Origin of the sequence: Asaia krungthepensis NRIC 0535 (assembly GCF_025995175.1) — a bacterium.
Lineage (GTDB): Bacteria > Pseudomonadota > Alphaproteobacteria > Acetobacterales > Acetobacteraceae > Asaia > Asaia krungthepensis.
In genome coordinates, this window is record NZ_BAPV01000009.1 from 101,462 (window position 1) to 116,677 (window position 15,216).

General features: G+C 60.5%; 12 protein-coding genes and 3 tRNA genes. 4 read left to right on the forward strand and 11 right to left on the reverse strand.

The window, feature by feature from the left end; all coding sequences use genetic code 11:
- Positions 1-4: 4 nt before the first annotated feature.
- The 7 genes from AA0535_RS06495 to AA0535_RS06525 form a co-directional block, all read right to left on the reverse strand.
- Complete coding sequence (locus AA0535_RS06495) at positions 5-391, reverse strand: response regulator (RefSeq protein WP_264815123.1); 387 nt, start codon at positions 389-391, stop codon at positions 5-7.
- Positions 388-2,322, reverse strand: a complete 1,935-nt coding sequence (locus AA0535_RS06500; RefSeq protein ID WP_264815126.1) for a GAF domain-containing protein — start codon at positions 2,320-2,322, stop codon at positions 388-390. Before AA0535_RS06500 ends, AA0535_RS06495 begins: the two co-directional genes overlap by 4 nt.
- A 315-nt stretch (positions 2,323-2,637) precedes the next feature.
- A complete protein-coding gene (locus AA0535_RS06505) occupies positions 2,638-5,655 on the reverse strand; it encodes a ligand-binding sensor domain-containing diguanylate cyclase (protein ID WP_264815127.1) in 3,018 nt (1,005 codons plus the stop codon).
- A 640-nt stretch (positions 5,656-6,295) separates the two neighbouring features.
- Positions 6,296-6,372 (reverse strand) — tRNA-Arg (locus AA0535_RS06510).
- Positions 6,373-6,393: 21 nt separating this feature from the next.
- Positions 6,394-6,470 (reverse strand) — tRNA-Pro (locus AA0535_RS06515).
- A gap of 65 nt (positions 6,471-6,535) precedes the next feature.
- Positions 6,536-7,018 (reverse strand): xanthine phosphoribosyltransferase, encoded by a 483-nt coding sequence (gpt, locus tag AA0535_RS06520; protein ID WP_264815128.1) that lies wholly within the window; start codon positions 7,016-7,018, stop codon positions 6,536-6,538.
- Positions 7,018-7,371: a tRNA-binding protein gene (locus AA0535_RS06525; protein ID WP_264815129.1), complete on the reverse strand. Its 354-nt coding sequence runs from the start codon at positions 7,369-7,371 to the stop codon at positions 7,018-7,020. Before AA0535_RS06525 ends, gpt begins: the two co-directional genes overlap by 1 nt.
- A 241-nt stretch (positions 7,372-7,612) precedes the next feature.
- Between AA0535_RS06525 and AA0535_RS06530 the strand changes: the two genes are divergently transcribed.
- A complete protein-coding gene (locus tag AA0535_RS06530) occupies positions 7,613-8,875 on the forward strand; it encodes an MFS transporter (protein ID WP_264815175.1) in 1,263 nt (420 codons plus the stop codon).
- A gap of 17 nt (positions 8,876-8,892) precedes the next feature.
- Here the strand turns inward: AA0535_RS06530 and AA0535_RS06535 are convergent.
- Positions 8,893-8,968 (reverse strand) — tRNA-Asn (locus AA0535_RS06535).
- Between the two features lie 83 nt (positions 8,969-9,051).
- On the opposite strand from AA0535_RS06535, the gene AA0535_RS06540 reads away from it, so the two are divergent.
- Positions 9,052-10,059, forward strand: coding sequence for an ABC transporter substrate-binding protein (locus tag AA0535_RS06540; protein WP_264815130.1), 1,008 nt, complete (start codon positions 9,052-9,054; stop codon positions 10,057-10,059).
- A 45-nt stretch (positions 10,060-10,104) separates the two neighbouring features.
- Here AA0535_RS06540 and rnhA read toward each other — a convergent pair whose 3' ends face one another.
- Genes rnhA through ispH form a run of 3 tightly spaced genes read right to left on the reverse strand, consistent with a single transcriptional unit; the run spans position 10,105 to position 12,595 of the window.
- The gene (gene rnhA, locus AA0535_RS06545; protein ID WP_264815132.1) at positions 10,105-10,581 is read right to left on the reverse strand and encodes a ribonuclease HI; all 477 of its coding nucleotides are present in this window, start codon (positions 10,579-10,581) and stop codon (positions 10,105-10,107) included.
- A complete protein-coding gene (gene thrB / locus AA0535_RS06550) occupies positions 10,574-11,536 on the reverse strand; it encodes a homoserine kinase (protein WP_264815133.1) in 963 nt (320 codons plus the stop codon). The genes rnhA and thrB overlap by 8 nt, the downstream gene beginning before the upstream one ends.
- A 45-nt stretch (positions 11,537-11,581) precedes the next feature.
- Positions 11,582-12,595 carry a 4-hydroxy-3-methylbut-2-enyl diphosphate reductase gene (ispH, locus tag AA0535_RS06555; protein ID WP_127103564.1) on the reverse strand — a complete coding sequence of 338 codons (1,014 nt, stop codon included), beginning with the start codon at positions 12,593-12,595 and terminating at the stop codon, positions 11,582-11,584.
- 221 nt (positions 12,596-12,816) lie between these two features.
- Between ispH and AA0535_RS06560 the strand changes: the two genes are divergently transcribed.
- Positions 12,817-13,383 (forward strand): hypothetical protein, encoded by a 567-nt coding sequence (locus tag AA0535_RS06560; RefSeq protein WP_264815134.1) that lies wholly within the window; start codon positions 12,817-12,819, stop codon positions 13,381-13,383.
- 93 nt (positions 13,384-13,476) lie between these two features.
- Positions 13,477-15,189, forward strand: a complete 1,713-nt coding sequence (locus tag AA0535_RS06565; protein WP_264815135.1) for an alginate export family protein — start codon at positions 13,477-13,479, stop codon at positions 15,187-15,189.
- Positions 15,190-15,216: the final 27 nt, after the last annotated feature.

Here is a 15,216-nt window from a genome sequence, read left to right on the forward strand (position 1 = left end):
TGGTTCAGGCAAAGAGGGTCAGGGCTTCCTTGACGCGTTGCTCGTTCAGGGGCTTGGGCAGGAACATGGCGCGGGCCGGAATACTCGATAATTGCGGAATTCCCCTGCCGCTTGTCACGATGATCTCGATAGGGGGCCAGCGGTCGCGCACTGTTGCAGCAAGACGCAGTCCATCCATGCTTCCGGGCATGTCGACATCGGCGAGGATGATACGGATATCGGGGCGGCTTTCCAGAACAATCAGGGCCTGATCGGCGTCCGAGGCCTCGGCGACATCATATCCCGCCTCCTCGACCAGATCCATCAGGCTCATGCGCTGCAAAGGCTCGTCCTCCACCACCAGAACGGTGAGTGTCGTGGACTGGAAGCACGCCGTGCTGTACGCCATCATGTCCTCATGATCTTTTCTGCATCAGCCCTGAAACTGGCTGACAGACCTTCTGGCTCATAGCGCAGCACAACGCCTCCCGTTCCAATGAGACCAAATGAAATAAGACGGGAGCCAAACCCGCCACGCACGGGGGTGACAGCGGGCGGTCCATTCCGTTCCTCCCAGTGCAGGACGAGTTCCTGATTGCCATTGGCGCACATGATTTCCCAGTGGATATCGATCTCGCCTTCCGGCACGCGCAAAGCCCCATGCTTGCAGGCATTCGTCGTCATTTCGTGAATAAGCAAGGCAGTCGACATCGCTGCGCGCGATCCAAGGCGGATGACTGGCCCGTTCAACCGACAACGCTCGAGCATGCTGGCATCGCGCAGGATGTTGGCCACCAGATCGCCCAGATGCGCGGCACGCTGATCATCTCCGTGCAACAGGTCATGAGCACGCCCCAATGACTGAAGCCGCTCGTAAAAACGATTGGCTTCCTCCTTGGACAGGGCGTCACGCAGGGTCATGCGTGCGACAGCCTGCACCATGGCCAGAGTATTGCGCAGACGATGCGCAATCTCCCCGTTGACGACGGCCTGCATTTCATCCGCTCTCCGGCGGGCAATGGCGACTTCGAGCCGGTCCGCTGCATTATGCAGCCAGTGGATTTCATCGCGCGTCCATTCATGGGGCGTGGAGAAATGCACCAGCATGAGGGCGACATTGCGCCCATCCTCCCGAACGGGAATATTGATCACGCCGCGCGCTTTCAGGGCGAGCCATCCCTCGCTCTCGTCGCAAGTTCTTGGATCGGTGACGACATCGGTAATGACGAGCGCCTCGCCAGCCAGAAGCGTCTGACGCAGATTACCATAATCATCGAAGCGATACGTTCCCATGATGGCAGGCATGCCGGGCAGAGACCACCCTTCCGCCACGGTCAGGGTTTCGATCTCGTGGTCGAGTTCACCGTAGGTCGCCCGGTCCGCCCCGAACGCTTTGCCGATGACGGCCATGGCCTGTGTGATCATGGCCGCAATATCGCGCCCGTCACGAAGCACATCCGCCAGCGCCACAAGGCCGCTCTGGCGCTTCTCAGCCGCCATTCTCTCGGTCACATCTCGAAAGGTGATGGAAAAGAAATCCTGCTCGAGCGGATAGAACATTCCCTCGTAGATCCGCCCGAGATCCCGTGCTTCCTTGAGAAAAGGAATGGGCCGGCTCTCATCGACCGCACGACCTGCAAACTCGATCCAGTACGGTTCGAGCGCCTTGAACACATCGCACGTCGTGCGACCGATGGCCTCAGACGCCAGAATCCCTGTCTGCGCTTCGGCGGCGGGATTGATCTCGTTATAGCACCAGTCGATGACGCGGCCCGTCTCGTCGCGTTCCACCCGCGCTATGATGAAGCCGTCCTGCATGGTCTGAAACAGACTGCGCCAGCGTGTCCGGGCTTTCTCCTGCGCCATGCTCTGACGCCGGAGTTCGAGCAGATCCACTGCGAGGCCCGCGAGCTTCTCAAGAGAGGCACGCTGCATCGGTGTAAGCCCCCCGGGTCGGGGCACAGGGTCGAACACGGCAAGCGCCCCGATCGTGCCGAAAGGGGTACGAAGCGGGACACCCGCATAAAAGCGCAGTCGGGGTTCGCCCACCACCAGCGCGTTTGCAGCCGTGCGGTCGTCCAGACTCAGATCCTCGATCTCGATGACCCTGTTCTGCCTGACAACCATCATGCAAATGGCGTCATCGAGTGCTGTCTGGCAAAGCGTCGTGCCGATGCGGGCCTTGAACCACTGGCGATCGCTGTCGATCAGACTGACCACGCCAGATTGCGTGGCGCAGATCTGGCTCGCAAGCGCAACGAGATCGTCATAGCCGCGCTCCGGCGGCGTATCGAGTATGTCGTAGGCCTCCAGGCCGTTCCACGCCGCCATCTTATCGACCATTGCCGGAAGCTTGCTCCATATGGACCACAACGCCAGATCACGCGTCCGGGCACCTCCTTTTGTTCCTACGATTTTATGATTCGTTACAAAAGTCCAAACATGCCTGACGCGCCCGCAATGGGTTAAAAAATAATGACGCGCCTTCCGGGCAAACCCTCCCTTTTCGTCCCGATCGGGTCGATGGGATGTCCGATCGTCCTCCGTCATGCCTCTCGGGGAGTTTCGTCATCCGCGCACCAGAGTTATCCCGCTCCCGCCGCGAAAGGGCATCTCGGCTGCGGCTGGTCGATGCGGGATCGAAATGTTACCGTCCAATCATGCTACGTGAATACGATCCCGACCTGCATGTTTCGCGCCATAAAGGAGCTTGTCTGCGCGTTTGAGGAGCGACTTCACCGTATCGCCCGGCTCGAAGCGGGTCAGCCCTGCGCTGAAGGTCACGCCACCTTCCAGGGCCGGAATTTCCCACTCCGATTTTCCATGGAAATCCTCGCGCAGGCTCTCAAGCCGCGCCTGTGCTGCCTGAAGACTCTGTGCAGGCAGGAGCACGCCGAATTCTTCGCCTCCGATACGCGCAACCATGTCGGCGGCATGGGTCCCTGCCTTGAGCAGCGAGGCCACCTCACGCAGCACCTGATCGCCGCTCTGATGGGAGTGATTGTCGTTGATTGCCTTGAAATGGTCGATATCGATGATCGCCAGGCAGAATTCCGGCCCACCATCCCGGACCCCGCTGAGCATGGTTTCTACAGCTTCATCGAAAGCGCGGCGATTATAGACCCCGGTGAGAGCATCCTCTCGCGCCTGTTTCGCCGTCAGCTCCATCTGTATGTTCAGACGCGCCAAAAGGGCGTCTTTCTCCATATCGGCCTGCTCCAGCCTCGTCGTTTGCGCTTGGAGATCCCGGGTACGTCGCTCGATGATTCTGGAGAGTTTTCGCGCCTCGACACGGTACCGCCATACAATGGCGCCGTATGAGAGACCGATCAGCCCCCCGAGCATCAGGGTACAGAACACCCAGAAGCGCCTTCTCTGCCACCATTTCGGGTCGATGACGAAATCCACCAGGGTGACGGGCTGCGGCCAGGCCTGTCCGGGATGCGCCGCCGCGGTACTCAAAGTATATCGGCCGGGCGGAAGAGAGGTGAGCTCAAGCGTTCTCGCCTTACCTGTTGTCGTCCAGCTTGCGCCAGAGCCTTTGATCGTCGTCCGGAAGATGATCTCGGCCGGGGCAATATAGCTCGGTGCGGTATAGCGTATCGTCAGATTGTGCCGTGACGGCACATGCAGGACGCCGCCACGGCGCACATAGCGTATGTCACGCCCATCCACTGCGATTCCATCGAGCGCCACGGGCGGCGGCGGCGGCTTGATGAGGAAGTCATTGAACCGTGCGGGCTCGGTTCTGGCGATACCGATCGCCGTGGCGATCCAGAGCGAACCGTCACGACGCAAGGCAATGCTCGGCTGGGCGCTGCCACTGGCCTGGCTGCTGCTCAGACCATTGCTCTCATCGAGCTGGATAAGGGACAGATGGTGCTGAGCGCCGTCTGCAGCCTTCTCAAGATCGGTCAGGAGAATGCGAAAGATACCCCGATTGCTTGTCGCCCAGACATAGCCATCATGATCTTGCGCAAGGGCAAACACGGAATCCACCGGCAGCCCCGCAGCACGCCCCACATGAGCTGTTTTGCCATGACGGTAGCGATACAGGCCACGATCCGAGGTAAACCAGAGATCTGTCCCGATCGGCAGAAAGCCGAATATCGTATGGGCACCATCGAGACCATGGAATTTGAGCGCCTGCGTATTCCCCTCATGGATGATCCTGACGCCGTCCAGTGTCCCGACCCAGATCCTGTCTCCTTCAACATATAAAGCAGTGATCAGACCGGACGGCGGATTCCGTACTGCGACGTGGTGCACCTGCCCCGTATCATCGAGGGTATAGAGCCCATGCTGTGTTCCGATCAGCAATTGACCTGCAGCATCGAAAGCGAGCGCCCGTATATTCCCCGGTGGCAGACCATTGCCTGCATCGAGATGCCGTATCGTTCCATCGGCGAGAATCCCGAACAGGCCATCGGCGTAAGTTCCCAGCCAGACCGTGCCGTCACGGGCCTCGACACTTGCAAGTACTTCCGGCTGATGACCGGAACGCGTAGGGAGAGGCCAGGTCTGGGGCGGCCCGTCACCGATGATCTCTGACAATCCTCCATCGGTGCCGACCCAGAGATTATTCGCATGGTCTTCCATGACCGTACGGACAAAATCGCCTGCCAGACCGTTATGGCGACGTATGGCGCTGAAGGGCGTCTCCTGAAGACGGAACAGTCCTGCGCTCGTCCCGACCCAGATCGATCCTTCACGGTCTTCCGCGAGCGAGAGAATACGCCCCGCCGCCGGATCGAGCGTATCGGGCATGGTTTCGATGCGGTCGCCGCTCAGGCGTATCAGCCCATGGTCCTCGGTGCCGACCCAGAGTGCCTTGTGTCGGTCCTGCAGCAGTGCCGTGACACGACCATGGTTGCGCAGGTCATAGGCGAGCTCCGGTCTGTTATCGACAATCGAGAAGATACGGCTGTCGGAAACAACCCAGAATGTTCCATCCGGGGCATGATACGGCCACGAAAGGCCGTGAGGCAGGTTCCAGGATGCCGGAGGCTGATGCACATGCCCATTGGCCTCGCGAATGACGATACCGCTATAGGTCCCTACCCATAGCGCGTCAGAAGAATCGAACGCCATGTTGCGATACACGGTTGAGAGAGGCTGGTTCGGTCCCGGCGCGTTGTAGTGAAACACACCGGAATGAGACATGGTCCCCAGGCCGTGATTCTCATAAAGCAGCCAGACATCGCCCTTGCGGTCGATCTTCATCGACTGGATCAACGTTGCCGGAGCGCTCGATTCATGGGGCCAGAAATGCCATGACCCGTCGATATCGTGGCGGCCGATATCGCCTCGCGCATCGCTGAACCACATATCACCAGCCGCATCGGTCACAAGCGCGCCGATGCCGTTATCCGGAAGAGGCGGATCGCTGCCACGGTTCTGGATATGAAAATTCAGTCCGTCATAGGAAACAAGGCCCTCCCATGTGGCGAACCACATACGCCCGTCAGGCCCCTGCGAGATATCGCGTATCGAATTCTGCGGCAGTCCGTCCTGTGTGGTCCAGTGCTTGATGGCGTAATTGCCCAGCGAAGGCAGCGTGTCCTGCACAAGAGGGTCCTGCGCAAGGGCCGCCTGACTGACATCGGCCGACCATAGAGACGCCACCCCGCAAAGACCGGCCAGACCCGTGCGCAATCGATGACGCGAGGTTTTCATGGCGCTCGCGCCGGGCCGAGCGCACGTGTCAGGCACGATACCCCCCTGTCCCAGACAACAGAAGGAGCCCTGCACAGGGCGCCGCGAAGCTATTCATTGTTCCGTCAGCAGGCATTTCCATTGGGCAAATTCATCATGCGGGCAGAGCTGAGATTTTTATATCGCCACGACATACCTCATGGAAGCATCCTGACCGATACCCACCGTCTTTTCGTGACGAGGCGTGTAACGGGGACACGCGCCAACCATGTACCGGGTCGCCACGCCTGATCGATGTCGCTGACGCCGTGTTACGTCGTTGAGCGCCCTGACCGAGCTAAAAAGCACATAGCCCGGAAGGATGCGCGAGGCAGACGGAGGTGATCCGAAAGTTCGAGAGGCGACGTTGGGGTGCAGTTAGAAACAGGCTTGAGAGACCGCGGGTCGAAGCCTTCGTCTCTCCTCTCGCGCTGCCGAATGTTCAGATCCTGACCTTCGGCATAAAGATGCGGGGAGACTATATTCCATGAGATGAGCTTATCATCGTCCCGGCTGTAGCCGCTCTTGGGAATTTCGTGCCAGCCTTACGCGTACCTACCGATAGGGCGGACGAATTATCTGGAAGTCCTGCAAACCGTGAGGGGCGAAAAACCTGGGAAAATGGCGCGCCCTGCTGGATTCGAACCAGCGACCCACAGCTTAGAAGGCTGTTGCTCTATCCAACTGAGCTAAGGGCGCGTATCGCGATACCCCTGGTGGTGGTCGGGGCGCCCGGACTCGAACCGGGGGCCTCTTGTACCCAAAACAAGCGCGCTACCAGGCTGCGCCACGCCCCGAACGCGCGGACCCTACCGCAACTCGCGGCAGGGTGAAAGGGCAGCGCAACAAAAAAACTGAAGAATTATCCGAGGTTACGTGCAAGCGGCGGCACGAAGAGCGGAGCCGTATCCCAGGGGAACAGAACCCAGGTGTCCTGCGCCACTTCCATCACATACTGGTCCGTATGCGGCTTGCCGTTGGGCTTGGCGTAAAGACATGCGAAATGCGCCTTGGGGAGCACGTCGCGCACGACCTTGGCCGTCTCGCCGGAATCGACCAGATCGTCGATCACCAGGAAACCCTCACCATCGCCTGCAGCGATCGGCGCCTTGACCACGCGGGGTTCCTTCTGGTCCTGAGCGCTCTCGCCTGAGTAGGAGATAACCGAGATAGACTCGACCAGACGACAATCGAGCTCGCGCGCGATGATGGCAGCGGGAATGAGCCCCCCACGCGTCACGGCCACAATTCCCTTGAAAGCGCCACGCGCCATCAGGGCCGAAGCGAGGGTGCGTGCGTCGCGATGCAGCTGGTCCCAGGTGACGGTTGCGTAGTTGGTAGCCATCAGAACAGTTTTCCTCCATCTGGCACACGGTGGTCCGGACAGATCAGGACCATATCACCGGAGCGATCCGGCATGCCGAGGGCCAGCACTTGATTCACGGTAGTGTTATTCAGCTGCGGATTAACCACAGCACAAACCTGCCTGCCAACCAGTTGGGGGGCACGATAGCGTTTCGCCAGGGTCATTATGGCCCGACGGACACCCAGATGCGCCCCGAAATCGATCCAGAGGAGCGTTTTCTCCCCTTCCTCGATCGCTGAGGCGATCGTTCCGACGCGGATATCGGGCTGGGTCGGCTCCGCCACGCCCGACAAAACGGGCGATTCGGTGGACAGGTCAGGATCTGCATTCATCCCGCGGACCCTGCCTGCGCGCCTTGTGAAATGCAATCATCCAACTGGCTGGAGCTTGGTCGGACCTCGCAACCTTAGTCCGAAGGTCCATTGTTTTCCTCGCGCCGGAAGAATGACGCATCCCGTCCCATTCCGGAGGCAACACGCAGGCGGGATTTCGCTCAACGGGCGTATCGTCCTGCTCATTGTTATCCGATCAGCCCGTGGCGCAGGGGAAGGCGCTCTGCTTATAGTAGAGACGATGCCCGAGCCTTCATCTCCCCCCTCCTCTTCCGCCCAACAATCCGATGCGCTGAATGCCATCATCGGGTTACGTCCTTTCCTCGCCGGACGGACACTCTCCGCACTTTCAGCGCAGGTTCTGGCGGTTGCCGTCGCATGGCAGACCTACGCCCTCACCCACAGCGTCACCGCACTCGGCCTGATTGGCCTTGCACAATTTCTGCCCATGTTGGCTCTGGTTTTCATCTCGGGGCATGTGGCCGACCGGTATAATCGCAAGCGCATCGTGCAGATCTGCCAGGCCATCGAGATCTTCGGGGCGCTGGTCATGGCCATTGCGACAATGTTGGGTCAGCTCGCCCCCTGGGCGCTGTATGTGCTGGTCGCATGTTTTGGTGCCCTGCGCTCGTTTGAAGGCCCCTGCCAGCAGACCTTCCTGCCCTCCATTGCCACACCCGCCCAGTTCCCACGAGCGGCGGCGCTTTCGGCATCGTTGTTCCAGACAGCCTCCATCATCGGGCCGTCTCTTGGCGGCCTTCTTTACGGCCTTGGCGCGGATTTCTGCTACCTGACCTGCGCCTGCGGCTTCAGCATCGCGCTCATTTCGACCTCACTGCTCAAGCTCAAGCCCTACGCAGGCAACCGCTCCCCCATGAGCCTCGAATCGCTTTTTGGCGGCATCGCGTTTCTGCGTCGGCGCCGTGACCTGCTGGGGGCCATCTCACTCGATCTCTTCGCGGTGCTGCTCGGAGGGGCAACGGCCATGCTTCCCGTATACGCCGATGATATCCTGCATCTCGGCCCTATCGGTCTGGGCATTCTCAGGGCCTCACCTGCCGTCGGAGCGCTCCTGGGGTCGCTTGTTCTGGCACGTTATCCGCTGAAGTCGCATGCAGGCCCGATCATGTTTGCCTCGGTCGGGATTTTCGGCATTGCAACGATCGTGTTTGGGGTTTCGCACTCTTTGGCGCTGTCTGTGCTCTCCCTTGCTGTGCTGGGTGCGGCCGATGTGGTGAGCGTGGTTGTACGCGGTGCGCTCACCCAACTCGCCACGCCCGACGGCATGCGCGGGCGTGTTTCGGCCGTGAACATGCTGTTTATCGGGTCGAGCAATCAGCTTGGGGAATTCGAGAGCGGTATGCTCGCGACAGCGATCGGCACAGAGGCGGCCGTTGTCGCGGGCGGTATCGGCACGCTGATCGTGGCCGGGCTCTGGATCAGGATGTTCCCGCGTCTATGGACGCTGGATCGCCTCGATACGATCAGGCCTGATGAACAGTAATGTGAAGGGAAAATGCCTGGCTCCCGAAGTAGGACTCGAACCTACGACCCAGCGATTAACAGTCGCTTGCTCTACCAACTGAGCTATTCGGGACCGGCGAGGCACTATCTAGCGAAAGCTTTTCCTGGGGTAAACCCCCCTTTGTCATTTTTTTTGCATATGGAGTTTTTCTTCTGATGGCAGCGCCTTCCCGTCGTCTTCTCCTCATGGGTGCAGGCGGCATCATTCTCGCTACCGCCTTGCAATCGCGCCATGTTTTTCATCATCGCAAGCAGATCGCGACAGACGGGAAGAAGCGCCATATCCGGCTGGCCTGGCCTGACCCGGACTACGATCCGCTGCTCTGGCTCTGCCAGCAGGGCCTCTTCGGGCGCTATGATCTGACCGTGGATATCGTCGAGACGAGCGGAGGCAACAGCGCCATCGATGCCGTGGTGAATGGCCGCGCCGATGCCGCCCTAAGCCCCCTGCTGGACTGGCTTCCGGTTCTCTATCAGGACGATGCCGACGAACTTCCCACTCGTCTGGCTTGTGGAATCCGGGGGGGCAGTTATCGCTTGCTGGTGAGGCGCGATCTGCATCTGCACAAGGTGGCCGATCTGGCAGGCCGGAAAATTGGTGTCGTGAGTCTCGAAGGCGCCGATCGACGATTCGTCAGTATCCAGCTTCGGCGGCGCGGTCTGCATCCTACCGATTCGGTACATTGGGTCGCCATTGCCGCAGATGATATGGCGGATTCCCTGCGAGCGGGGGAACTCGATGCCGTCGCCGTCCATGACCCCATGGGATGGCGAATCCTGCAGGAAACACGCGGGGTGAGCTGGAACATGCTCGACAGCATGACGGGCGCGGAGCGTGAGCGCATTGACCTGACGCTTGGCATCGCCACCAAGGCCCTGACACAGGATCCGGGACTTGCCGCCGCATTGACCGCCGCTCTCAGCGATGCGCAGCATGAGTTCCCCGTCCACAAGGATGAACTCGCGCAGCTATGGCTGAAGGACAAGGACGCGCCTGAAGATGCAAGGGGCATGCTCGAGCGCGAGATCGCCAGCCATCCCGTGACCGGTCACCCACTGCGCATCCAGGTGGAACAATATGTGGATGAGCTGAAGCTTCTGGGTCTGATGCAGGATGCAGATAACGCAACCGACATTGCGCATCGTATCTGCCTGTCGGTCTGAACCCGTTTTCCCTGCGGCCAGGCAGCCTGTCCGCAGGAATCTCGATCAGCCGTTCTCGCGGGCCTGGCGTGCCGCAGTGGCAAGCTGGTCGACGCGTTCGTTATTCACGTCGCCACTGTGACCGCGCACCCAGAGCCAGGTCACCTGATGCTGTTTTTCCGCAGCCAGGATGCGCTGCCACAGGTCGAGATTCTTTACCGGATCTCCCGCAGCATTGCGCCAGTTGCGTCTCACCCAGCCTGTATGCCAGCGCGTGATGCCATTGCGCAGATATTCGCTGTCGGTGTGCAGGGTCACCTTGCAGGGACGCTTGAGCGCTTCCAGAGCCTCGGCGGCAGCGGTCAGTTCCATACGGTTATTGGTGGTCTCGCTCTCACCACCCGAGAGTTCGCGCTCATGCCCCTTGGAACATAAAAGCGCGCCCCAGCCACCCGGTCCCGGATTGGGTTTGCACCCTCCATCGGTCCAGATTTCCACGACGGGCGCATCCTCGGGCAGTTCCGCCTTTGCTTCCTCAGACATGGAGCAACCCTCTTGCATCCGCTCGCCATGCGACCAGACGATGGTGATAGGCCAGCGGGTCCTTGCGCGTGACGATGGCATCGACCGGTGTGTTCACCCAGTCATAGAGACGGGTCAGGAGAAAGCGTATAGACGCTCCCTGTACCAGCGCGGGGAGTGCAGCTTTCTCTTCCGCCGCCAGCGGGCGAATGGACTGGTATCCGCCCATCAGCCCCGCCATCAGAGCTGCATCGGGTGTACGCTCATCGGGAAAACACCAGGCATTGAGGCAGATGGCGAGGTCATAGGCCAGAAGATCGGTACAGGCGAAGTAGAAATCGATCAGGCCTGAGACATTTCCCCGCTCGAAAAACGCATTATCGGGAAAAAGGTCGGCATGAATCTGCCCCACGGGCAGGCTACCCGACGCGGGCCAGGCGGCCAGAACCTCGCTGATAGCGTTCTCGAGTTCTGCGGTCAGACCGGGCTGCACCGTGTCTGCGGCACCGTGGCAGGAGTTCAGCAGAGGGCGCCAGGCATCCGGACCGAGACTGTTCGGGCGATGCGCCCTGAATCCGTCACCCAGAAGATGCATGCGCGCGAGCGACTGCCCCAGGCTGAAGCAGGCCGAAGCCGTGATTGTCTCGATTGGACGACCGGTAAGGAACGTCGTGATCGCAGCTGGTCTGTCCATCAGACGGCGCAAGGCGACACCGTCGCGCGCGATCACCGGTGTCGGGCATTTCAGCCCTCGGCGCGCGAGATGCTGCATGAGACCAAGGAACCAGGGGAGCTCTTCCTCACGCACCCGCTTCTCATAAAGCGTGAGAATGGCGCGACCGGCCTCGGTCTCGATCAGATAATTGGTGTTCTCGACACCCTCGGCAATCCCGTCCACCCGTTTGAGGGGGCCAAGATCGTATTCCGCCAGAAAGGCTTCGAGCTCTTCCGGCGGGATGTTTGTATAGACCGCCATGGAGTCAGGCGGCGGACGAAGCGTTCATGGAAATGCCGCCAGCCCTCAGACCGGCTCGCCGAGCGGGCTCGGCAGGCGGAAGGCCACGTTTTCCTTCTTCACGATACGCTCCTCAATCGCGAGCTTGTACCGCGTCGAAAGCGCATCGACCATTTCCTGAACCAGCGATTCCGGCGCCGAGGCACCAGCCGTGATCCCGACTGTGGAAACGCCCTCGAGCACGCTCCAGTCCAGTGCCGCAAGCTTCGGCACGAGCAGGGCCCGCTTGGCGCCGGAACGTTCGGCCACTTCACGCAGACGCTGCGAATTCGAGGAGTTGGGGGACCCGATCACGATCACCAGGTCGCTTTCCGGCGCAATGGCCTTGACCGCTTCCTGACGGTTCGTGGTGGCGTAGCAGATGTCCTCCTTCTTCGGCCCTTCGATGAGCGGGAAGCGCTCACGCAGGATCGCGACGATTTCGGAGGTATCGTCCACAGAGAGGGTCGTCTGGGTAATGAAGGCGAGACGCGAAGGGTCTTCCGGCTGGACCGTACGGGCCTCTTCCGCATCATTGATGAGGGTCACGGCCCCATTGGGCAGCTGACCCATCGTGCCGACCACTTCCGGATGGCCCGCATGGCCGATCATGAGGATATGGCGCGCGTCCGGCCCGCCTCCGGCAAAATGACGCTCGGCTTCGCGATGCACCTTCGACACCAGCGGGCAGGTGGCATCCAGATAAAGCAGATTGCGACGCTGCGCCTCAGCCGGAACCGATTTGGGCACACCATGCGCCGAGAACACGACATGGCCATCGGCAGGAACCTCATCGAGTTCCTCAACGAAGATCGCGCCCTGCTCTTCCAGGTTCTCGACAACCGTACGGTTATGCACGATCTCGTGGCGCACATAGACAGGCGCGCCATAGCGTCGGATGGCTTCTTCCACCACGCGAATGGCCCGGTCCACGCCAGCACAGAAGCCACGGGGCCCGGCCAGAAGAACGCGAAGCGTTTGTGCCCCGGACGCCTGCTCCGAGGTCTCTTGCGGGCGTGAAGTGGTCAAGGTGTCGGGCATGGTGTTCCCCAATCTCACGGCAGGCGGTATATGCGAACAAGCCCCAAGGCAGCACGCATGACGAATGATGCAACGTGTCGCGATATGGGCTCGCATATGGGAGCTACGCAACCCCTTGCCAGTATGCAAGCCCGCGATTGCATGTTCATTCTGCGTCGTGTCACCTTCTTACCATACCGTGCCTGGTTTGCGCACCGGTGAATAGACAAAGAGCCTTGTTGATGACCAGATCCGCCCGCCAGTTCCTTCCCCTCCTTGCCCTCATGGGCACGGGCATCGGCCTGACAGCCTGTAATCAGGATGACGAGAGCGCCTTTGCGCCTATCTGCCCTCCTGTCGAGATCCTCAGCCAGGCCGCGGACTTCTATCAATACGATGGCAAGGGCCTGGATGCTGGCAGCCTCGTGACCCATGCCGGCATGAGCGGGCTCACGGGCAATTGCGAGGCGGGACCCAAGAAAATCGTCCGCACGAAACTCAGCCTCGGGATTACGGTCGAACGTGGCCCGGCTTCGAGCGGACAGGATATCGTGCTGCCCTATTTCGTCGCGGTGCTTCGTGACGGCAAGATCATCGACAAGAAGGAGTTCGAGGTGCCGGTCTCCTTCGCGGGAAACCAGTCCACCGTATCGCTCCGTACCCCGGTACGCCTGATCGATGTCCCCGCGTCGCCTGACCTGCAGCAGACGAATTACGCGCTTAAGGTCGGCTTCCAGCTGAGCCATGAGCAGCTCGATTACAACCAGACCCATTTGCGCCCGGCCGAGTTCACGCTGCACACGAACTAAATCACCATATATGAGCGTGTTTATATAAAAACACGTTGTCATGTTGTTTTATTCTGCTACTCTGGGGAACCTTTCGTCTCCGGAACACTCCACATGCGCTCATCCCACGTCCTGCCCGCCTTCATTCTGCTTGCAGGCGTGGCCCCTTGTGCAGCGCAGGGCGCAACAGATACCGCGCAGGGCGCCTCGACCGACACCCCCGGGATCGTACGGCCAGCAGCCGGCAAACCCGGGCTGATCGACCCGACAGCTGCGGAAGAGCATGTGACCGTCAACGGTACGGCCCGTCCGGAAATCCAGAACTTTCCTCATGCCGGACCGGTCGGACAGCCCCGGCGCGTCACCCCTCTCCAGAACAAGCCTCCCCATGGCACCCAGGGCGATTGGGGGGTCTTCACCCGGGGAAACGGTGAATCGGCCGGCTTCGGCCCGATCGGGCGCTATGGCGTGGCCCCCTGGGCCGAAGACTGGTCCTTTCTCCGCGACAGACGCCGTCATGACGATCTGTTCGACCCTTTGAAATTCATCCCGCTCACGCACAATGGCCGCTGGTGGCTCACCCTCTCCGGCGAAACCCGGCTGCGTAACTGGTCGGAAGAAGCCCCTTTTCTGGGAACGCGCGGCCCCGCCGGCTCCGGCCGCTTCGCCGTACGCAATCTCTATGGTGCCGATCTTCATCTGGGCGAGCATGTGCGATTCTTCGGCCAGTTGGTGAATGGCGATGCCGCGGGCTGGGGCGGGTTTGGCTATAATGGGACGTTCCGCAAGCGACTCGATCTGCAGCAGGGTTTTGTCGAGCTCCGGTCAAAGCTGGCCGGGGCCAAAACAGGGCTGATGATCGGGAGGCAGCAATTCCTCGATGCGCCTTCCTATATTCTGTACAATCGCGAAACGCCGAATATCCCCCTCGCCTGGAATGGCGTGCGCGGCTACGCGGTCTGGCCGCGGCTACGCGCCGATGTCTATGACTTCGTCGGGACGAATATCAATTTCAACAAGATGTTTCATGATCGCGTGGACTGGAGCACGCGGCTGCACGGGCTGGATCTGACCTGGGCGCCCCCCTCCTTCTCGCTGGGGGCAGAGCGAGTCTCGTCCTTCCTCGACGTGTTCCTGATCGCTTTTCGCGTAGCGGGCAGCTCGGCCGCCCTCCCCTATAACCGCACCACACTGGCCGGAACGACGGCGCGCCAGAACTACGGGTTTCGCTGGTATGGCGGGGCGCCCTCTTTCGAGTTCTCAGTGGGCGGCCTTTATCAGGGGGGGAGTTTCGAGCTGAACCGTACCGGTCAGAACCGCGACGTCTCGGCTTATGCCTTCAACGCGATTGCGGGTTATCGTCATACGCCTTCCCCTCTCCATCCGTTTCTCGGCGTTCAGGCGGATCTGTATTCGGGCGGCTCATCGCGCCGGAACAGCGGATCGGTTGGCACCTATATTGCTCCCTTCAACCCGCAGACGAATTATCTGGACACCACAACCTATATCGCCCCCAGCAATCTGGTCAGTCTCTCGCCAGTCATCCGCCTCACCCCCCGCAATTGGCTCAGCCTTCAGTTCAAGGCACCCTTTTTCTGGCGAGAATCAACGAATGACGCGATCTATGGCCCATCAGGTGCCTATAGTCTCACGAACCTGCATGGTGGCTTTGTCGGGGTTGTGCCCCAGGCGTCACTAACGCTGCAGCTCAATCGCCATCTGACATGGACGCAATATGGTGCCCGTTTCATCGGCTCGGACGGGCTGCGTGCGGCAGGGGGCAAGAGCGGAAGTTATTACCAGTCCAACTTCGTCTTTCGTTTCTGACCGCTTCGTCGTAGGACCTGTTCCTTA